This window comes from Halorhabdus rudnickae (genome assembly GCF_900880625.1).
In the GTDB taxonomy this organism is placed as follows: Archaea; Halobacteriota; Halobacteria; order Halobacteriales; family Haloarculaceae; genus Halorhabdus; species Halorhabdus rudnickae.
The window spans coordinates 578,427-598,706 of sequence record NZ_CAAHFB010000001.1 but is presented as its reverse complement, the minus strand read 5'-3'; the positions used below and the strand labels follow the sequence as shown (position 1 = coordinate 598,706).

The 20,280-nt window shown below is 50.7% G+C and carries 18 protein-coding genes and 1 pseudogene; 9 read left to right on the top strand and 10 right to left on the bottom strand.

Features of this window, described 5'->3' with window-relative positions; genetic code table 11:
• Positions 1-107 precede the first annotated feature (107 nt).
• Positions 108-1,001 carry an ATP-binding protein gene (locus tag BN2694_RS03010; protein WP_167879951.1) on the bottom strand — a complete coding sequence of 298 codons (894 nt, stop codon included), beginning with the start codon at positions 999-1,001 and terminating at the stop codon, positions 108-110.
• A gap of 514 nt (positions 1,002-1,515) precedes the next feature.
• Here BN2694_RS03010 and BN2694_RS03005 point away from each other — a divergent pair.
• Positions 1,516-2,152: pseudogene (locus BN2694_RS03005) on the top strand (IS6 family transposase).
• 610 nt (positions 2,153-2,762) lie between these two features.
• On the opposite strand, the gene BN2694_RS03000 reads toward BN2694_RS03005, so the two are convergent.
• From BN2694_RS03000 to BN2694_RS02985, 4 genes are read right to left on the bottom strand one after another with little or no spacing between them, the layout of a single operon-like run.
• On the bottom strand, positions 2,763-4,793 hold the full coding sequence (locus BN2694_RS03000; RefSeq protein WP_135662481.1) for an AAA family ATPase: 2,031 nt from the start codon (positions 4,791-4,793) through the stop codon (positions 2,763-2,765).
• The gene (locus BN2694_RS02995) at positions 4,780-5,721 is read right to left on the bottom strand and encodes a hypothetical protein (RefSeq protein ID WP_135662479.1); all 942 of its coding nucleotides are present in this window, start codon (positions 5,719-5,721) and stop codon (positions 4,780-4,782) included. The genes BN2694_RS03000 and BN2694_RS02995 overlap by 14 nt, the downstream gene beginning before the upstream one ends.
• Positions 5,721-6,233: a hypothetical protein gene (locus BN2694_RS02990; protein ID WP_135662477.1), complete on the bottom strand. Its 513-nt coding sequence runs from the start codon at positions 6,231-6,233 to the stop codon at positions 5,721-5,723. The genes BN2694_RS02995 and BN2694_RS02990 overlap by 1 nt, the downstream gene beginning before the upstream one ends.
• The gene (locus BN2694_RS02985) at positions 6,226-7,038 is read right to left on the bottom strand and encodes a hypothetical protein (RefSeq protein ID WP_135662475.1); all 813 of its coding nucleotides are present in this window, start codon (positions 7,036-7,038) and stop codon (positions 6,226-6,228) included. Before BN2694_RS02985 ends, BN2694_RS02990 begins: the two co-directional genes overlap by 8 nt.
• A gap of 520 nt (positions 7,039-7,558) precedes the next feature.
• Here BN2694_RS02985 and BN2694_RS17545 point away from each other — a divergent pair.
• Positions 7,559-9,109, top strand: a complete 1,551-nt coding sequence (locus BN2694_RS17545) for a hypothetical protein (RefSeq protein WP_244605341.1) — start codon at positions 7,559-7,561, stop codon at positions 9,107-9,109.
• Between the two features lie 153 nt (positions 9,110-9,262).
• Here BN2694_RS17545 and BN2694_RS02975 read toward each other — a convergent pair whose 3' ends face one another.
• Positions 9,263-9,466 carry a hypothetical protein gene (locus BN2694_RS02975; RefSeq protein WP_135662473.1) on the bottom strand — a complete coding sequence of 68 codons (204 nt, stop codon included), beginning with the start codon at positions 9,464-9,466 and terminating at the stop codon, positions 9,263-9,265.
• 395 nt (positions 9,467-9,861) lie between these two features.
• Between BN2694_RS02975 and BN2694_RS02970 the strand changes: the two genes are divergently transcribed.
• Entirely contained in the window at positions 9,862-10,578 is a 717-nt protein-coding gene (locus BN2694_RS02970) for a hypothetical protein (RefSeq protein ID WP_210408901.1), read from the top strand.
• Positions 10,579-10,723: 145 nt separating this feature from the next.
• Positions 10,724-10,846 carry a hypothetical protein gene (locus BN2694_RS17880; protein ID WP_280176659.1) on the top strand — a complete coding sequence of 41 codons (123 nt, stop codon included), beginning with the start codon at positions 10,724-10,726 and terminating at the stop codon, positions 10,844-10,846.
• Positions 10,847-10,928: 82 nt separating this feature from the next.
• Here BN2694_RS17880 and BN2694_RS02965 read toward each other — a convergent pair whose 3' ends face one another.
• Positions 10,929-11,126, bottom strand: coding sequence for a hypothetical protein (locus BN2694_RS02965; protein WP_135662471.1), 198 nt, complete (start codon positions 11,124-11,126; stop codon positions 10,929-10,931).
• Positions 11,127-11,254: 128 nt separating this feature from the next.
• Between BN2694_RS02965 and BN2694_RS02960 the strand changes: the two genes are divergently transcribed.
• The 3 genes from BN2694_RS02960 to BN2694_RS02950 all read left to right on the top strand — a co-directional run bounded on the left by BN2694_RS02960 (position 11,255) and on the right by BN2694_RS02950 (position 13,174).
• Positions 11,255-11,785 (top strand): DsbA family protein, encoded by a 531-nt coding sequence (locus tag BN2694_RS02960; protein WP_135662469.1) that lies wholly within the window; start codon positions 11,255-11,257, stop codon positions 11,783-11,785.
• 74 nt (positions 11,786-11,859) lie between these two features.
• Positions 11,860-12,192, top strand: a complete 333-nt coding sequence (locus BN2694_RS02955) for a hypothetical protein (protein ID WP_135662467.1) — start codon at positions 11,860-11,862, stop codon at positions 12,190-12,192.
• Positions 12,193-12,721: 529 nt separating this feature from the next.
• Complete coding sequence (locus BN2694_RS02950; protein ID WP_135662465.1) at positions 12,722-13,174, top strand: hypothetical protein; 453 nt, start codon at positions 12,722-12,724, stop codon at positions 13,172-13,174.
• A gap of 450 nt (positions 13,175-13,624) precedes the next feature.
• Here the strand turns inward: BN2694_RS02950 and BN2694_RS02945 are convergent, their stop codons facing one another.
• On the bottom strand, positions 13,625-14,098 hold the full coding sequence (locus BN2694_RS02945; protein ID WP_135662463.1) for a hypothetical protein: 474 nt from the start codon (positions 14,096-14,098) through the stop codon (positions 13,625-13,627).
• A gap of 325 nt (positions 14,099-14,423) precedes the next feature.
• Between BN2694_RS02945 and BN2694_RS02940 the strand changes: the two genes are divergently transcribed.
• Positions 14,424-16,325 (top strand): hypothetical protein, encoded by a 1,902-nt coding sequence (locus BN2694_RS02940; protein ID WP_135662461.1) that lies wholly within the window; start codon positions 14,424-14,426, stop codon positions 16,323-16,325.
• Positions 16,326-16,577: 252 nt separating this feature from the next.
• Here BN2694_RS02940 and BN2694_RS02935 read toward each other — a convergent pair whose 3' ends face one another.
• Positions 16,578-17,540: a carbohydrate kinase family protein gene (locus tag BN2694_RS02935; RefSeq protein WP_135662459.1), complete on the bottom strand. Its 963-nt coding sequence runs from the start codon at positions 17,538-17,540 to the stop codon at positions 16,578-16,580.
• A 135-nt stretch (positions 17,541-17,675) separates the two neighbouring features.
• Between BN2694_RS02935 and BN2694_RS02930 the strand changes: the two genes are divergently transcribed.
• Entirely contained in the window at positions 17,676-19,526 is a 1,851-nt protein-coding gene (locus BN2694_RS02930; RefSeq protein ID WP_135662456.1) for a PINc/VapC family ATPase, read from the top strand.
• Between the two features lie 58 nt (positions 19,527-19,584).
• Here the strand turns inward: BN2694_RS02930 and BN2694_RS02925 are convergent, their stop codons facing one another.
• Entirely contained in the window at positions 19,585-20,175 is a 591-nt protein-coding gene (locus BN2694_RS02925) for an archaellin/type IV pilin N-terminal domain-containing protein (RefSeq protein WP_244605340.1), read from the bottom strand.
• Positions 20,176-20,280: the final 105 nt, after the last annotated feature.

Genomic DNA, 20,280 nt, shown 5'->3' with positions numbered 1-20,280 from the left:
GTTTGGCGAGTTCTCCATACGGTATGCATCGTCGTTCGTGCAGGCAGTTATGCGTGTAGTAGCACGAATCAGTGATCTTTAGATGGCCTTGTAAGCGGTATTTGGTCCTAGGGTGTCTGGATGTCAGTCTGTTCGCAGAGCTGTTGCACCAATTCGTATAATTTATCCACCATATCTCGGAACTGCATTCGTGTCTTCTTATTCATCTGCTTGCGATCCTCGTATGGGTTAAATACGACACCATTGAGCATCCGACCGTAATGACGCTCATGAGAGTCTATTTCTCGAAGTTTAGCCAAGATACTCTGAATAATCTCTGAAGTACGTTCGTCGGTATAGAGGTGCGTGTTTTCTCGGAATACTTCTTTGAGTCCCTCTCGATCTATTAGATGGTAGTCTGGGGGCTGGTCAAGGAGACGGTAGTCACAGAATGTTTCTTCGTAGGTCTCGACAAAGGTATCCAGTTCCATTTCTAGTTGTCGAACGGCCTGTTGGCGTCGGTCAGTTTCGACAAATCGTGACTCGACCTGTTCTCGATTCATCGGCTGTTTTTGGTCGTTAATCCTAACGTAGAAAGAAGAATCAGAAGTGGCGACAGGTTTGCGTGCTGCCTCGTGGATGCGGACTGCGACGAGGACCCTATTTGTGTCCTCACTCGGGGTAGGAATCGTGGTAACTTCCGTCTGGACGATGGGTATTGTGTCATGAATATACTGCTTGACGGTCTGCGATATGTCGTGTTCTGGCGGCTCGAAGGGTCGAGGTTTAGTGTCGTCACGCATCCCGAAGACGATGATTCCCCCACTCGCGTTCGCAAACGCGGTGAATTCTCGCTCAACGTTCTGTCGCCACTCAGATTCAGTTGTGCCAGGACTGCCGGGATACTGGAGGTACTGCTTGTATTCGAGATACGTGTTCTCTGGGTGATTGAGATCAGAGAGGGACTCAATAGTCTCCCACGTCCACTTAGAGAGATCCGACGGGAATGATTGGTTCTCCATGTTCGTCCTGTAGAGAAGGATTCTATTAAGCATAAGCAACGATTTCGCCATTCTAATCTCTTATACCACCATCTGGCTTCCGCCTGTCGAAGATTTTCACTAATTGTCCAGTGTGATAGCTCGAGTTTGCCCCAGATCACGCTGTGAAGACTCTCTTGGGAATGCCATAGAAATCGAATTCCACGGCGGACGCGTATACCAGTACTACCCCTTCAGGCCCTCAGAAATCAAATCTACAAATCATCCTATACTTTCCGCACTTTCTTCCCCGGATCCTTGATTAGGTTTCTAAATCCTTCTTTTACTGTAGCGGCAGGGTCCTGTCGGAACTGCACAAGAATAGGAACAATATCATACTTCAGCGTTTGTAATGCCGTAATAAGCAACCATCCTGACGTGCAGATGACGAAGGGGATCCCCAGTGGGGCGAACAGCGACTCAAGATTTGTCGCTGTTCCGTTGGTCGTGTTAAGTTAAGTGTGAAGAGTGAGGCGCGCTGATTTCTGAGTAGTCTATGCCCGAAATCAGCCGCCTCAGTGGAAATACCGACTGGATCGAATTAGATTTTGTGGAGCGTCAGCGGACACCCGGGTTCGCGATGCGGCTCGGTATTCAGATGCACATAGCAGGACTATCACTTTTGAATACCATCTCGATTTTGAGAGGTTGGGTGTCGAACGCTCTCGAACTGCCGCTCACAAGTGGTTACAGAAGGCCAATCTACAGCCCGACGGTGGAGCAAGCCAGAATCACGTTGCGCTTGATGAAACTGGGATTCGAATCAACGATCAGCAATACTGGCTGTATGCTGCTCTCGATCCCGAAACAAACCAATTCCTTCATGTTCGGCTCTTTAACACGTATACAACCAATCTCACCGAAATCTTCCTGAGCGAATTACGACAGAAACACGACGTCGAAACCGCCGTGTTTCTCGTCGACGATGCTCGGTGGCTCAAAACTGCCCTCGACCGACACGGCCTCGATTGCAGATACGAACTCCATGGCAATCGGATGCCGTCGAGCGTATATTTAGAGAGGTAAAACGACGAACCCCTTCATTTTCAAATACGTTTAGTCACGTGGAGCCGACGACAGCAGAATCGTGGCTCCAAGCTCTCGCCGTCTGGTGGAATCGATGCCAAAGTTAACACGACCGGCTGAGTCCATCTGCATCGTATGAAGTCGCAGTTCAGGGACTGGTCCGCGGACAGAATGTGTTGAGTCCAGAAGTGTATGGTGGAAATATTCCGTTCCACCTTCAGGACTGGTTTTCCCTTGTAATTCTGCTTGTTTGGCTAGTGATTCCCTCGCAATTAGTTATCATAGGTTCAGAAGCGCGGAAATATAAGTAGACTTTCATCGAAAATCGATATCTTTTCCACAACTCTTTGCAGGCTGGTTCCGGAGAACTGTAGTCGTTTAATTGTTGCATCCAAGTGACGACGACAATGCATACGTTGAGGCGCGGTCGCTGTCACGCCACACCGGACTTACTGCCCTTTGATTCCTATTCCGTTGCTGCCCACAGCGCACTTATTGTTGGTCCCTATATCGGGAGAATCAGTTCGATGTTCAGTAAGGTCCGGGTCTCTTTGCCGATAAAGAGTTCACGGCTCCGTATATCTCGCATATGAGGCAGCTGATAGAGGCCGTGAAACGCGCGATACTCCTGGCTTATTGATAATTTATCACAAGGTACGATTAGGATGAACGCGGCTTCGTTTAGAAAACTCGATTTGAATTTGGGCTGTGAAAATATTAGAACTCAACTATATTATATTGGTCGGAAAATGTATCTATGTCAGCCATATCGGTGTCTGCAATCCCAAGAATAAGCTGGAATTCTGGAAGGATTTGGGGGAGTTGCTGAAGGAAGTTTGTGATATCCGGTGTGTTCCGAGTATCTGGTGACTCAGAATAGGGGGAATCAATGATGAATAGACGAAGTGGAAGCGTCTCGTCGTGTTCCATCAACTGTTCGAGTATAGCTGTGTGGAACAGAAGGGCCGTAAGTTTGCCCTCATTAGAGTTCTCATTCGGTCGATTAGAGGGTATGTCGTCTCCATCCCGAACTCGGATAGTGAATTCATATCCGCCGTTTGAACTGAAATCTACGTCAAAGGCGTCAGAGAACGTCCCTTTTTCGAACAAGTTTAAGAGCTTCTTCATCGACGACGCCAGATTCTCTCTTATCCCTTCGCGTTCTCTATTAATTTGGTTCTGAACAACTCTCTCAAATGTTTTGAGGGAATCTTTTTTCTCGACCTTCTCCTTCCTACTCTCGTAGAGTTCTTCTAGCTCAGGGAGGCGATCGTCTCGTAGGTCCTCAATCTTCTCAGTCCTAGCATTAAGATCGATTTGTATATTGGTTGCCTTCTGCTCCAAGTCCTCCACAGTAGACCGCAATTCGTCTTTCCTGTCGAGCAGTTCTTTCTCATCCGATTGTTGAATCTGAGATCTGACGTTTTGAAGTTCCTCCTCGTAATCGTCGATACGAGACTCAAGGAACTCTATTTCTCCATCAATCCGTTGCCGCTGTTCCAGTGCTTCTTCCAACGCTTCTTCTCGTTGTTCGCGTTCAACGATCTTTTCCTCAACGTCCCGTTCCGTCCCAATTTCAATACGATCCGACGGAACGCTTTTTCTACAGAGAGGACAATCTCCATCGTTCAAGAGTCGACGACGCTGATCGTCATCAACATCATTTGTACAAATCGGACATCTATCCGGGACACTCATAAACTTCTGAAGTTCCTGGGAAGGTTCATGAAGATGCTCCCCCATGTCCATCTCCTGGTACCGATTAATCTTCTGCTCGACTGCCCTGAGTTCGGATAGATGCTCCTGACGCTCGTCCTGAAGCTTATTGATCTGCCTTTTGATCTCTGTCTCTTGCGTTTCTAAGTCCTCGAGTTCATCTTTATCACCCAGTAATTCCTGGACTCTACGAAGTTCTGATTTACGATCATTAAGTCTCGCTTCTACGTTCTCTTTATCCTGGCTAAGATCCTCTAAGTCTTCTTGGAGGTTGGATATCCTACTTTCCACGTCAGCAAGATCTTCTGCGGCAGTCTTCTCGTCCTCTGATAATTCAAGTTCGTTATTGCGGTATCGAGAACTTTCAGTGATGACGGAAGCAAGATTTATCCCGAAGAGCATATCGATAAATTTGCTCTTCTTCTGCCATTTCAAGAATATCTTGAAATTACCTGGCATCAAGCAGAACAGAGAGAATGTATTGTATCTTCCAAGTTGCTTGGACTCAATCGGCCAAAGCCCAACGGCTCGTGAAACTTCTTCTTGGGTATTCGGACTACCCCACCCAATATCATTCAAGTCTTGTGGATCTGTGTTAAGTCGAATAGTTTCGGTGTAACCGCTACCATTAGTTAGAGTTCGTCGAATCAAATGGTCAGATCCATCTACTGACCAGTTCCCAGTCGTGGAAAGCGCCGACTTACCATCTCGAATTGGTCCTGTGAGCTTGATCCGCTGATCCTCTTGCAGCCCAAGGAGATTAAATCGGACAGCCTCTAATGAGCTTGTTTTCCCCTCTTCATTCTCCCCAAACAAGATCGTTTTCTCGTTACTGAAATCAATAGAATCCCCATCAATCACCCTGAAATTCTCGATGTCTAAGTGTTGGAGCTTCAACTTATCAACTGTATACTCAAGACTCCCATAGTTGTCCATCAGAAGGGACTCACAGAGATCCATATGTTCATCTGGAACCCCTTCGTTGGAGACCCGCTCCAGGATCTCGTTGATTACCTCGTCACGATCGGGCATATTCGAACTCTCCTCGAAGCTCCTCCAAGTACTCTATTTCCGTTTCCTGGAACTTGTTTTCCGGGCCGATCAGGAGTTCACCGCCTTTGGCAGTCGTCTGGACACCGTCTATCTTGTTCACGTGCTCCATTAGTTCTGAATGAGTCATCTCTGCCACCTTTTGAATCTCTTCCGTCTGTGCATTATTCCATGCACTAATGATGAAACTGTCTGTGCTCTCAATTTGGTTGTAGAATCTCTCAACCATAATCTCGCCTTGAGCAGAGAGTTCGATGGCATACTGTCGGTTTCGTTCTGCTACCTCTCCCGTGCCATCAGCATCTGTTACTGGTTCATCAATCAGACCCCACGCAAAGAGCCGATTCTTGTCTTCGTAGACTTCCTCAGAATATGGACCTGACTCACGGTTAGAGTAGTGATATCGGTATCCGGTTTTACTGAGGAGTCCAAATCGGTTCTTGTCCATTGAGTAGTCTTCTTGATTCATCAGATTATTATTCACTAGGTAGATGAGCTTCTGAAGCTTGAATCTAGATTCGATTCGTTTTGAATTGCTCTCTTCCGAATAGTCACGAATCAGCTTCAGGAGCATCAGAAGGTCAAGGAGTTCATTAAGGGTGAACCGAATTTCATTCCACTGGTCAACTGAACCCTCCAAATCGATCGTACCATTATGGATAGAACTGATCTTAGAGGAGGGAACGTCTGCGTCCTCTAAAACCGCTAATACTCGGTCATCGGACAGAACTTCTTCTACTAAGAAGGAATGATACTCATCTTCTGCTGTAGGAGCTCCTTCACACCTCGTTGTTGCGTCAGCATACGCTTCAGAAACAGCGGTCATGTACTGCTCGTAATCGCCATCGGTAAACTCAAACGCTGAGTCCTGTTCGATAACCCGTGTCAGAACTTTCCATTCATTGGGCATTATATCCCCAGCCGTTCACAGATTTCGTTGTTCCAGGACTTGACTCGTTCTTTCCCACTTGTATATGTCGGGTTGAAATCGGAGAAATGAATCTTGGCGCATGCAAATAAAGTATCCTTGCTGTAAGCGACAGAGGTTCGTTTATACTCCCGTTCAATCTCCTTCGCTTTGTCGTACCCGCCATCCTCTGTACAGATTATTGCTTCCGCGTAGTTCGGAAACATAGAGGGGTCTAAGAAAGAATCTAGGCAAGAATAGTTCTCTCCTTCGAGGCATTCTTCCCAGTGGATGAGCCAAACAGAATTCTGGAGGAGCCGCGATGAGTTTGTCACCTCCTCTAGGGGGTGGAAATATTCTTGTACCGTAAGTTCATCGCCGTCTATCCGTTCTTTGATTTCGACGGCAAGATCAGAGAAGTCGGAGCCAAAGCACCTGCCGCTTTCGGAGAGGATGAGGAGATACTGTTCGTGGGGGCTTACAGCGTCCAAATCCTCGTAGCGTTCTTCAATCATAGCGAGTTGAGAGATCCTGTAGTCTTGATTTGATACGCCGAAATTCTTCGTGTTCCGTCCGAAGTTCTTGATTGCCGCCTTTATTATGTTTTTGCCCTTCAATAACGAGTTCCTTCGCTTGGCCATTGTGTTGTTTGAAGCTGGACACCCAACTTCCGAACTCTTCAGAAAGTTGCTTGCCAGCTTGAGTGTGGGCATTCGAAAAGATGCTCTCAAGATCGTTGCTGCTGTCCTCGAATGCTTTCAAACCATCTCGCTGTGCTTGTGTATTGTCTTCTTCTTCTATCCATGCTGTGTTTTCAATCCACTCATCGATGGCCTCTTCAAGACGTTCTACGGCCGGCAGGTGGTTATCCAATTCGTCATGATAGCCGACAGTGAGAATAGATGCAAAAGCAGTGGTGAAAAGTAGGCTAATGAACATGTCTAGAGTATTTATTTGTTTAAGTCCACTTACAGCAACGATCAGCAGGGTGTATCCGGAAACTACGACAGTTGCTGCAATAAGGTGATAGAGAGCAGTTGATAGAAAGACTGCTACCCGGCTATGCATTTTCGGTGAGATAGACCGCCTACACATATTTCGAGTGAAGAGGAAGGTGACAGCTACGAACATCAAAGAGATAGCCGTATAGATTACGATGAAGAGATTTGGTTTGCTTACAGAGATAGTAAGAGGGCGGGCGAATTGGTACGTTAGAAGCAGTGCTACAAACTGGATGATAACCGCTTTCAGCACGTAGTGGACTCCTAAACCGAATGTTACGTATTCGTGGAGGTAATTGTTGTAGGTATCTTCTGTCATGATTAGACCATCACTCCTTTGAAATCTACATATCGGAAGGAGGGGCAAATAGATTCTCACATCGAGAAGTTAGTACGTCACTATGAGGTATCACAAGTCGGCTTACGGATAACAACAGGCCACCCGCGTACCTCTATCGGTGGTCGTAAACCTGTATTTGCTGCCATCCTATAATTTAGAATGACAATTTCACAATTATGAGTATGTCAACAAACTCACTCCAAACTAGGGGTGGACACCCCCTTTGCGATGTGTAGAACTCACTGGCGTTAAGCCAGTAATCAAAGAACCGGACGAGTGGGGTAGCATGAGTTCGCCTTCCAATGCTTTTGAAAGAGTCTGAATCTGAGATTCTGTGACCTCTCAAATATCCATATATTCTCAGCTAAAACCATCACTTGGATGACTATCAACTCTTTCCGTGCCAAAAGTTCGAAGTCAGAATAGGCAAGGAGTGTGAAGATTGACTGGGCCGAAAGGATATGTGGTCTCACGCTTCTTGACTGAATGTATCCTTCCAATGACTAACCAAATTCAGCAGTGGGTCGAAGAACGCGTTAAATCGGGCTCAAGGTTGTCGTATTTACAGGCGTGGGTGAATACAGAAGATAGCTGGGAGCATTACTTTTCTCTTCTGACAACCAGTTCAATACCGGAAAGAGAAATTCGGGACCAACAAGACAGGTACTACGTAGTCTGTGAAAGGCGTCCGCTCAATACTGTAGATGACTACTTGCCTCCGGAAGAAACTTCACTTAGCCGGCCAGCTCAGATAACAGAAACCGCAATAGGTGATGTAGAATACCAATCCTCACGGAGGGGAGATTTTCGTGTTGAAAGAACCTATTCTGGCGACCAAAATCGATGGGGAACAGATAGATCAGCACTTCGCGTAGAGGGATGGGTAAAGGAGTCTAATGTTCCGATCGGTCCAACAGAGGACCAAGACGAACTCCATAATGAAATCAGTGGACTTTCAGGTATTGACTTGGATAAACATCCAGATTACCGGGGAAATATACTCCTCGTTTTAGAAGATCAGCGAATAAAACTTACTGCTGACGATACGCCACAACTGGAAATTGATTCCGATCTCCTGAGTACTGAATCTCTATTTGTTACGACTGAATGGCGAGAGTATGGAGATTCGATTTGGTCTCGATCTGTTCATTTCGATGACTTACAGCAACTCAGCTACGACGAGAGAGAATCACAGAATCGCTCCTCAGGAATTCCCCTAGAGGTCAGTACTTCAGATGAAGAATTCACTGTTGATCTCGCCGACACGGAGGAAATGAATCTCTTGACTCCGGGTGCATCAGAAGTCCGTATTAGCCTCGTGAAAGATGGAATAACGATTGACTGGACTGAACTCCCACTGATGCGAATTATCACGACGAACATTCAGGTTGGGAGTTCAGAATCGGAGAGGGAATCTGAGTCTGGACCTCCAGCACTGCACTATAACGCACCCACAGATCAACCAGGGATGAGTTTAGTCATCGGACGGCACATCTGGGATGAGCGCCGAATTGAATTCGGCAGTCAACAAACGTCTCGTGGATGGTGCACCGACGCAGACGAACTCACTGTAGCCCAAGCCTTAACGTCGATACAAACAGAATTCGGTCCCATCGTCAAGGTGGTTGATCCGTACCTTGATGAGGACCACCTCATTGACTTTGTAGAGGAAATTGACGAGGATACCGAAGTCTGGGGAATCACCTCGCAGCCGATCGACACACAGCAACTTACAACTAAACTCCAATCATGGAGAACTGCTGGACGTTGTATTGAATTCCTCCGACTTCTTGATGACGATGGTAGCCCATCAGGCACCCCACTGCATGATAGATTTATCCTCACAAACGGTGATCGGTTGCGTGGCTGGGTTCTCGGGACCTCATTTAATTCTCTCGAAACAAATGTATCAATCATAACAGAACTCCCACAGCGAGTCGTAAATGAACTCGATCGTGCATTTAACACATGGTGGTACGAACCTATAGATGATCAGCGGGGAACGGACTGCCGAAAATCATTCGAGGGGACTTCATACATCAGCTCATGACACCCGATCCACCGCGAACAGCGTGCTTTCCCATGCTGCAGTGATAGGGTTTTCCAGTTTGCAAAACAGCTATTCTTCGCTGTGAGGACTAGGCTCTACAAAGTTACAGGTGGTTGTCCACTGAGTCCCAGATATGAAATGACAATGGTATGGTCAGTCTTTTAATCCATCGACGATCTTGTCTCGCATTTCGATGGTGCGTGTCGGCGCTTCCGAGTACTTCGCTCGGTATTTCTCGACGTCTTCTATTTCACCGGTGCAGTTCTGGCTTTGCAAATGCCTTTCCTCGATGGTTTCGAGTTCTGTCCCACATTCACGGCATTTGATCGGGCCGAGTGCGTAGATTGTGTCGTCCATAGTCGGATTATTTTCTTGCGTGTAGTAAGAATACCCGGCCACCTGCTAGGTATTATTCTGTGTTATGACGATCACATCCTAGATCATTACGCCCTCTTCATAGACCCCTTGAAATTGAGTGTTTCTAGGGCTGCCTAGCGGTTTTACGGCGGTGGTTATATGGAGAAAGATATCGTATGGTAGCATGTCTCTCACTTGAAAACACAACCGGAGACAAGGAGCAAAAATTGAGTTCGCACGCCGAACCCCAAGGTCTCGGTAGAGACTAACAAACACTGCACGGGGCGGTTAATTCTCACCGTATTTACGAGCCGATTAGAGGAGTTCATCCTCGGGCCGAACTTCCCGACAAGGAGTTCGAGGAATGGCTTGAAGGCAATCAGGAAGTTGTGTACGTGATTATCAACTTCTCTGACGCCAAAGGGGTTATAGAGCGAGACGGTGGCCTGAGTCAGGTACTGGAGCCGTGGCATATCCCGGTGATTCTCGGCACGGAACACGACAAGGGCGTGAACGAGCGGACGGGACAAGATGTTTTAGACGTGCTAGAGGTGGCACAACCAGCGATACACGTCCCGGACGTGGTCTACAGCTACAATTGGATGGAAGACGAGATTCAGGAATACGCTCTTAGGGCGTACACTGGGTACGTGAGAAACCTGCAAGAATTAGTCATCGAAAACAGTCTGGATATACGGTTGATACCGACGAACAAGGGCTGGAAGTACGAGCACTTCGTGGAATACCGGGAATTGTTCGACGATTTCGATTACGAGGAGTTCGCGTTTTACGCGGTTCAGTACACCGGAGGTGACGCTGGAAACGCGATCAACGTCCTTCGGAGCCACGTCAGGAACTCAATTGCCGCCTTGGATATGGAGGACGTTTTCCTGATCGGGCGGCTTGCGAAGGATGACTTGTTGGATTTCGCGCCGCGTGTGCATGGCGCAACTGGACTTCGGCAGTGGACGGACGCTTGTTCTACTGGGAACGGATTGTCGCAAGATCTGTGGACGGAGTTTCAGGAAACCAGAGAGGCTAAACTGTCGGTCAATGACGGCCAGGAGCAGAGGCCTGTAAACGAGTTTAGTGGCAGGAAGGAGGACAACTGAACGATGGCCATATTTATGGGTTCATACAGCGGCGGTGACTACGATTCGTCGGGTGATGATTCGCAGGACGAAGGATCGACTGACGATCATACGCAAACCGGTGTAGACGATTTCAACGGGGATGGCGGAGACAACGGTTCCAGTAGTGGCGGGGAAGGAGTTGCTGGGGCCACTGCTGGTACCGCTGGTGCTGCAGCAGGCGCTGCGGGTGCTGGTGGTGCTTCTGGTGGCGGCACTGGTGCCAGTGCTGGGTTGGCTCCGTTACTGACCCGACAGGCGTCAACGATCCGGGAGACAGTGACGGTTCCGAACACAACGAGCATGGTGAGGAGTGTGAGGACAAAGAAGAGTTACAACCTGAACCACCAGAGGTTGAGGAGCCGGATCTCGAAGATCCGGGTAGGGAGCCGGAAGACGATGTCGACGAATCCGAAGACTTGGAGGATGCCGACGACGAGGAGGACGAAAACGATGAAGAGGAAGAAGATGAGGTCTTGGTTGTAGTTCAGGAAGTCGATGCGTTGAGCGCGATGTCTTGGGGCGTCCAACCGGTGATGAAGCGTGTCAAAGAGTGCTACGGTAAAAGGTTGAGCTCTTCTACAAACCGGCTCCTGTACGGAAAATCGATCCAGTACGGGCGAAGCAGGAATGGGCGGAAGTCAGTCAGGAGTTGGGTATGCCGGTCGATCTTTCGTTTTGGGATGATGACCCTCCGGAGTCGACGGAATTGATCAACCGGGCGTTCGAGGCAGCTATCCAACAGTACCGAGGCGTGGAGTACATTAGGGCGCTGTGGCGTCGCGGTGTTGCAGCTGGCCGCGACATCAACGACCGAAACGTCCTGATTGACTTGGCCTTGGATCTGGGCTTGGACTCGGGGAAGTTTGAGGAGGATCTGGACGAGATTGAGTTGGAGACCGGTGAGCGCGGCGAGCTTCCGTTCACGTTTATGGAGATCCAAGGGAAGCCCGTTCCGAAGAGTGGCCGTATCCGGTATTCGGACTTCAAAACCCAGTTCACGTTCCAGGGAATCGAGGAGAAAGAGGCTCAGGAACTGCAAGGTTTCGTTGCGGAGTATGGGCCTGTGGCCGTTCCGGAAGTGATGGAAGTGTACGGAGTTCAGCGTGAGGAAGCTACTCAGCGTCTCCAGAATTTAGACGGTGTTTCGTCGTTTAAGATCGGCGGCGAACAGTTCTGGACCCTCTGAACAACCTCACAAGGTGTTGCTTGGAGGCTTTTGCGAGGATAATTCTAAGTGCGGGTGCTGAGTACCTTCGAGTTATGACGGATGACTTCCAGCCGTTTTTCTCGTCGGGAGAAGCTGACTCAATTTCTGACCAGTATCCAAACCTGAAGTCACTGGATGTAGAAGTTAAAATGAGTAAGCCCGTGGGCGATCGTCTTAGGTATAAGAGATACGGTAAATCTGATCTACCAAGTCACGTGAACTGCCCGGTTTGCGGTACGAAGGCAGCTGTAGGTTGGAAGGTAGAAAAACACATAAGTCAAAACCACAACCAGTTCAAAGATAAAGTCTCGTGTAGTGGCCAAGAGCGTGAGGGAAAGAGTTGCATCGTCAAATTCGAGATTGAGGGAACAGTAGAATACGTTTAGAAACCGCTAATCCAGATATGACGGGAAATCAGTAGTCATCCACTATTCTGAATTATGAGAGAAGACAAAGACGGTGAACCATTCCTAGTGAAGCCGGAGACCGACAAGTATGAGGTGATTAGCTTTCTTGTCCGCAATCGAAAAAGTAGCTTCACCCCGTCAGAGATTGCTTCAGATCTCGACATCGCTGATCAAACAGTCTCAAACGTGTTATCTTACCTTCTTAAGCATGGAACCGCTGTCCGATCTCAAGGAGAATACTACCTTAACTCAGAGAGTGCTAAGTATCTCCAACAGCGGTTGAAGTCAGTGGACTCCGCTAAACAGCTACACGATATCGCATCAAATAACGATGCCTACTCGGAGAATGGATGGGAAGAGAAATTAGACTCTTGCGAGCACAATAATCCTTGAGCCGCGATAGAATCTAGAATATGGAGACAGTGGTGTGACTCGCACTCTCTTTAGGTTACTGCCGTACAAAGGTTGATGTTCACCGGCTTGGAAATGTGGTCTAAGAGGTTCAGCGATGTCCAATGCGACCATCAAATCGGTGTTCGTCAAGACTGTACCTTCAGAAACCGATGATGACGAGACTCTAGGATACGAGCTGCTGAAAACCAAAGACGACTACGAACATGCCACCATCATACAGGAGTCGGAGATGCGGAACACACGGGGCGGGCGGTATACGTTAGTTAGCAGTGGTAGAATCTTCCCTGACGACGTCCAAGCTACGATGAAACCATATTTCGACCAAGCCGGCTTTTCTCACCGTCTGAGCCCTGAAACAACGAACACTGTAGAAGAGCAGGAGGTGCGTGTTCTTATTGAAGGTCCTGACGGAAAGAACTACCATATACAAAAACTCGATACAGACCGGTATTATATCTCACACGACAACAAGCCCACGAGATCGCCTCCACATAGCGTTGTTCAGAAAGCGCAAACCGTCTTCCCCGACTACGACCCATTCTCCTGATCGAAAACTACTATTTCTAGTATCCTTCTTTGAGTGCCCGTTGAAGTGGACGTAAACCTGCGCAACTCCCAGAGGACTCAGTATTTGTGTAAGCTTTCGATTCTCAGTAGGTCTCATACTTTGGAAGAGTAATCTAAAAAGTGTTCACAATCATATAACCTCACTCCAAACTAGGGGTGGGCCCCCCTTTTGCGAAATGTACAAAACCGACTGCTGAAGTGAGAACCGGGACCGTATCAGCAATATGCGTAGTTTCTTTCAGATCACCCACTAGAGCCTCTCAAGATATCAATCGTAGCTAATAGTGTGCGTTCTACTCAGTCCAAACTAGGGGTTTGTTGGAGGACTGGATAGGGTATTCGCTTAGAATATTTCTATATAGGATCTATATTTGGGTTCACCAACGAAATATTGACTTGTTCCAACAACGCAGCAGTGGTACGGGTCCCATCAGGAATTATTCTCTCCAAATTGTTGGAGAAACTGTTGAACAGAATGCAGTTCATGTTCTTCCATATCTATATCAGATATCCAGTCTGCATCAGGTGGCGATGAATCAACGATAACACGACGTTCTCGATTATCTATCGAGCGAATAATGTCGCGTTTTGATTGATACAGTTGATTCAAGTTCACCGAAACTGCTTTCTGATAAATCTCGTTCCCAAGCGTGGTGAGCTGGTAGACTTTTGCAGCAACATCACCACGCTCTTCCAACGTCTGCTCCCAGAACCCCTGTTGTTTCCCTTCGTTGAGTCGCTGCTGAATCGTACTGGAACTCAATAGCAGTTCCTTGCGAAGATCGGTATGACGTCGAGAGTCATACTCCCCGATTTCGACGATTATCTCCATTGTTCCCTTCTTTTGCAGGAAGTTAGCTGTATTCGCGTCTCTCAGAGGGGGGTCGGACTCGCCGCTGCTCATTGTTCGAACTAAACATCTGTTCGCGAAGGTTTATATGTGGCGAGGGACGAAAAACAGATGTTCGAATCAAACACGAGGTCGTAACGAACTAACTTGCTATCTAAACAACCTGAATCAGAGACTGAGGTGAGATCAAGTTTGATCTCGAAAGACACCCTTCAGCAGCCTTCACGCTACAACCAGACTACCCTTACTCAAGATGACTATCTGTCACTCCAGAGAAAGCAAGTAGAGGTGAAATTCAGAGGCGACAGGCTTGAACCGCCACAACGAGTCCGGCTTGCTCTTCTTGTCTACACAAGCCAGGTTTTTGTCCTCGCGAGAGATGACTGAAGAGGATTCACAGTCGCTGGAAAATCGGTTGGTGTCACAGGCAGCTAACCTCTTCGACATCCATGAAAGTATTTCCCGGGTAATAGAGGACCTCTCACTCCCATTCGAGGAAGTTCACGACGCATACAATATCACAACGAGCGACTCATTCGAATTTGAGTCTATGGTTCGACTTTTCCTATATAAAGAAGTTGCAGAGCTGAGCCAGAAACAACTCTCCGAGCGAATCGAAACCTGGCCGTATCTACAACTTCGATTTGGGTTTGACCGCCCACCAACACAGCAAGCGATCTCTTACACGATACGAAACCGGTTTTCAGCTGAGTTCCGTCGGCTACTCAACCGTGTCGCAGATCGAATTAGAAGCGCCGGTGAACAGCATAGAGTACAGACACACGCTGCTCATTCACCTAATGCTAATCCTTCCCCAGATGAAATCGCTGAGAGTTCACAACCACTCTATCAGTACGTCGATGAGCAAGCACCGGGGGTCATAGAATCGATGTTGAATGATGTGGCGCCAGCATTAGATACTGGACGGAGCCATAATGTTGTCCACGAAGACGAAACCGTCTGGGAGCACCAGTTGTTGATGAGTTTGATGGACACCGCAGGGACACGATCAGCTCACCGCTCATTTAACAAGTTTCGAGAGAACGCACTTCATCACGATACGCACGTCCGAGCAGTCAAAAAGCTCGGGACACCGAGCGGGTACCAGTACACGTTCGATGATTTTCCTACTGGATCAGATGAGAAGCGTCCGGTGCCGGACTGGCGGCGAGTTGCTGACACTGTCCAAGATCAATTTGGTGATGCAGTAGACCAGATGTTGGACACGGTAGCTTCTGGGGAAATGTTCTCAGAACCGGTTGCAGCAGCCATCGACGTAACGAATGTGCCATATCACGTCACCCCATGGAAAGGTGATACCGATGTTGTATCGGACAATGAGGAGCCGATTATGGTACATGGGACTCCGAAGTACCCGAAGGAGAACTATCCAGAGATGGTAAACGGTGGAGAAGAGGATGAGGCGTACGAGTACCAGTATGCAACGCTAACGATTGTTGGCCGAAATACGCCGCTCGTTATTGCCGTAGAGCCGATTCGGCACAATTCGAGGTGGGAGCGGGATGGGGAGTCCGTGTCGTGGGCGGAAGTCGTTGACAGGTTAATGGCGCAGGCGACGGAGTTGGTGGATATCCATCTGGTGATGGCTGACCGCGCGTTCGACCAGCACGGTGTGTTCCACGTGCTAGATCAGTACTACGATGTGGACTACTTGATCCCGAAGAAGAAAAACTCGGAGCGACTGCGACGTGACGCTGCTGATGTACGGAACGACCCGGCGGTGACTGCGCGGGTAGAACAAGACGCAGCTCTATACTTGAGGAATTCCACACCGTACATCGATCCTGAAGCAGATGAGACGGTTGATGAAAACGGGTACAGTCACGACGTGACGTTAATGCATGTTCCAGCGCAGCGGAATGACTGGATTGTTCGGCATGAAGACGACACAGGGTACGCGTTGTTCGCGACGAACCGGGATGATGTATCCCCACTGGATGCAGAGGGGCTTGTGAACCGGTACTCCGACCGGTGGGATATTGAAATTGAGTACAAGATGATTACGCCCCTGGTGCCATCTATTGCATCTACAGACTATCGGATGCGGTTCTTCTCATTTGCTTTCAGCTGTCTACTGTACAATCTGTGGCGGCTAGTCGATCACTCACTGAAGGTATTAGCGACAGAGAAGTTTGATGGGTACGGTCGCGGTACTCACGAGGAGCGATTGGATCCGGTATTGCCGCTAGCGGATTTCCTTGCGTCGTCGATTGTCCTATTGTTTCGTGCAGGACTGGACCCTCCTGACGTGACGCCCTAATTCCGGTGGTTTCCCTGGCTCGGTAGCGATTTCTCTGTCCTAAATTCTCTTTTTGGTCCACTTCGCACTAGTTTTCTTACGGTTCTCTAGGTCGTAGGTAGTGGGTAGAGGTACACTCGGTTCTGCGTTGGTGAAATCGTACGATCTCAGTCAGATTTGTTTGTAGTTGGCTCTACCCTCCGAACCTGTGAACGCTCGTCGAGGAGAATCCAGATCGACGATAGATGGGTCGAAAAGTTCTTCAATCGCCCATCAGGCCGACTCCAGCAATCCTTCGACGGCTTCCCGCGTCGGGAGTGGGGCCATAGCGCCGGTCTCTGTCGTCGTGAGTGCACCGACAGCGTTGGCAAATCGGATCGCCTCGTCGAGGGACTTACCTTCCAGCAGTGCCGTGATCGCACCGGCCGTGAACGCGTCCCCAGCCCCCGTCGTGTCGATGGCATCGACGTGCAGAGTCGGTTGGTCCGTTTCAGCGGGCCCCCAGGGTGAATCATCGGTTGCGAGGGCGTACGTGCCCTTGGATCCCTGCGTGAGGAAAACTGAGTGTGGACCGTATCCGGTCAGCTCCTCGGCCACCGTCTCGATAGAATTCTCGACCGAATCCAGCAGCATTGCCAGGTCCTCACGATCAGTTTTGATGACGTCAGCGAGTTCGAGGGCGTCCCGCATCGTGGGTTCGAGTTTCGTCGGATCGGGCCAGAGATCTTCGCGGGTGTTGGGATCGAACGAGACGGTGCAGTCGGCTGCCTGTGCTCGCTCGGCGAGGTCGAGCATCGCCGTCCGGGCCGGTTCCTCACAGAGCATGACGCCGCCGAAGTGGACCCATTCGAGGTCCGCCAGAGCATCATCAGCGACCGTTCCCGGTTCCATGGCCATCGTTGCGGTTCCCTCCTTGTAGAAGACGAACGCTTGATCGGCCGCGGGGTCGTCACCGACGAGTGTATGGGCGGTCTTTCGATCGGGATCGATCTCGATGAACCGATCGGGAACGTCCTCCGTGTCGAGGACATCTGCCAGATGGTCACCGAACGGATCCGATCCGAGTTTCGTCCAGAGATACGGTGCCGACCCGAGGCGCGTCATCGCAACCGCCAGGTTCGCGGGTGCGCCACCGGCCCGGCGCTCGAACGTCTCGACGTCGGCGAGTGGTCCCGACGACGTCGGAAACATGTCGACGAGGGTTTCCCCGGCAATAAGTGTGTCTGGTGAGGACATCGGCGGCTCTACGGCACGACGGTTTATCTTTCCCCGTGTTCGGACTCCGGATTCGCCCGCTGAGTGCGGGTGATCCGCTGGGGCCGTGCCGCCGGGATGCTGGCGTTTATCACCGCTGGGGCCCCACCGTCAGGTATGAACATCGTACCGGACACGAGCGTGATAATCGACGGTCGCGTGTCCGATCGCGTCGCCGACGGCGAGTTCGCCGACGCGACGGTTTCGGTCCCCGAAGCGGTCGTCGGTGAACTCGAATCTCAGGCCAACGACGGCCGACAGACCGGCTGGGACGGTCTGGAGGAACTACAGCAGTTGGCAGACTTTGCCGACGAGGGGGCGATCGAGGTCGAGTACGTCGGTCGTCGCCCCGAGGCTTCCGAAAAACACGCCGCCGACGAGGGCGACGTCGACGCGCTGATCAGAGATCTCGCGGCCGACCGCGGCGCGACGCTCGTGACCAGCGACGTCGTCCAGAGCGAGGTCGCCCGCGCAAAGGGGCTAGATGTCGTCTTTATCGAGCCAGTTGGCAGGGACGTCGAATCCCTCGAGATCGCCCAGTTCTTCGACGAGACGACGATGAGCGTCCACCTCAAAGTCGGTGCAAAGCCGATGGCAAAGCGTGGTGCGATCGGCGATATGCACTACGAAGCGATCCGCGACGAGGCATCGACGGAGGGCCAGCTCAAGGAGTATGCACACGACATCGAAGAGAGCGCCCGCGCAAGCCCGGATGGGTTCATCGAGATCGACGAACCGGGGATGACGATCGTCCAGTTCCGGGAGTACCGCATCGCGATCGCCCGGCCCCCCTTCGCGGACGGCCTGGAGATCACGGCCGTCCGACCGATCGTCCAGACCGAACTCGACGATTACGAGTACGCCGACCAATTGCGCGAGCGATTGCTCGAACGCCAGCGCGGCGTCCTCATCTCGGGGGCGCCCGGCGCCGGTAAATCGACGTTCGCCCAGGCCGTCGGGGAGTTCCTTGCCGAGTCGGATTTCTCGGTCAAGACCATGGAGAAGCCGAGGGACCTCCAGGTCGGCCCGGAGATCACCCAGTACACCGAGCTCGCGGGATCGATGGAGCGGACCGCCGACTCCCTGTTGATGGTCCGGCCGGACTACACGATCTACGACGAGGTGCGCAAGACCGACGACTTCGAGGTGTTCGCGGACATGCGCCTGGCGGGCGTCGGCATGATCGGTGTCGTTCACGCGACCCGCGCGATCGACGCCCTGCAGCGTCTCGTTGGTCGCGTTGAACTGGGAATGATCCCACAAGTTGTCGACACTGTCGTCTATATCGAGGCCGGCGAGATCGAGACCGTCTACGATGTCAATACGGAGGTAAAAGTCCCGGAGGGGCTCATGGAAGAGGACCTCGCGCGCCCGGTGATCGTCATCGAGGACTTCGAGACGGGAGTCCCGGAGTACGAGATTTACACGTTCAACCGTCAGGTCGTGACGGTGCCACTGGGTGACGACGCGGGAGCTGAGAGCGGTGTCGACCGCATCGCGCGCCAGGAGGTCGAACGCGAGATCCGTTCGATCGCCAACGGGCACGTCGAGGTGGAAGTGCGGGGGCGCGACCGGGCGGTCGTCTGGGTCGAAGAGCGGGACATCTCACAGGTCATCGGCAAAGGTGGCGGCCGGATCAGCGACGTCGAGAACCGGCTGGGCATCGATATCGACGTTCGAACGCTGGACGAACGCGAGGAGAGCCGTTCTGGCTCGTCAGGATCGGGTGACGGAGGTGGCGCCGACGCCGGCCGGACCGTCACGCCCGAGATCACCTCCCGGCACGTCGTCGTCCCAGCCGAGGGGCTCGCCGGCGAGACGGTCGAAGTGCGAGCTGATGGGGAGTATCTCTTTACAGCAACAGTGAGTCGTGGCGGCGAAGTGCAGGTCTCACGCGGGAGTGCGATCGCCGAGGAACTCGAGCAGGCGATCGATTATGGCCGGCAGATCAGTGTCGTTCAAGCTTGAGGAAGGGTACCTTCCGGACGGGAGCGAACGTCGCACTGAGAACCACAGCATACCATCGTTAGATTCTAACAGTTTCTTTCTGGGAGAGCGAGTCAGGGACGACAAGGGCCTCTGTCGTCTTGCCTCCCGACCCGGTTACGATGATAGCCTTTGCTTTTGTCCCCGGTTCGAGTTCTGATGGCTGATCGCCCGATCCGAGTTCGATCGTTAACACAGCCTTATCAATTGGGTGGTTCAAGATGTCGTCGTTCGCTATCGAGCCATCGTTATCACGCAACGTCGTCCAGTTGAATTCACCGACAGATGCGCTTCCGGGCTGGATGTAGACCAATTGTTGACTCCCATCGTACGATACCCATTGTATGGTAGTATCGTTCAGGTCAACGTCCTGAGATCCGGGAGCAGGTGTGACTGTCATCTCGACGGTAGTCACTGTGCCGGAAGCAGCATCGACTATGCCAACGCTGTCTTCTTCGACCAAGCGATTGGTGACTTGATCGGCTGCCTGGACGCCGCTCCGCTCAGCGCTACTCTGGAGGAATCCGGCGGTATTGATCAATACGCTTGCCGCGACAGCCGCAACCAGCACCATCGCGATGAATACGATAAGCGTGCCGATTCCCACTTGCGCTCGCTCGCCATCACGCATATTGTATCCGAGCATCATTTTCGTCTGGGATACCGCTAATTAGTGTATGCGTCATTACTCGACGCACTCAATTAAACATAGTTCTCAAATTATCTCGTTTGATAG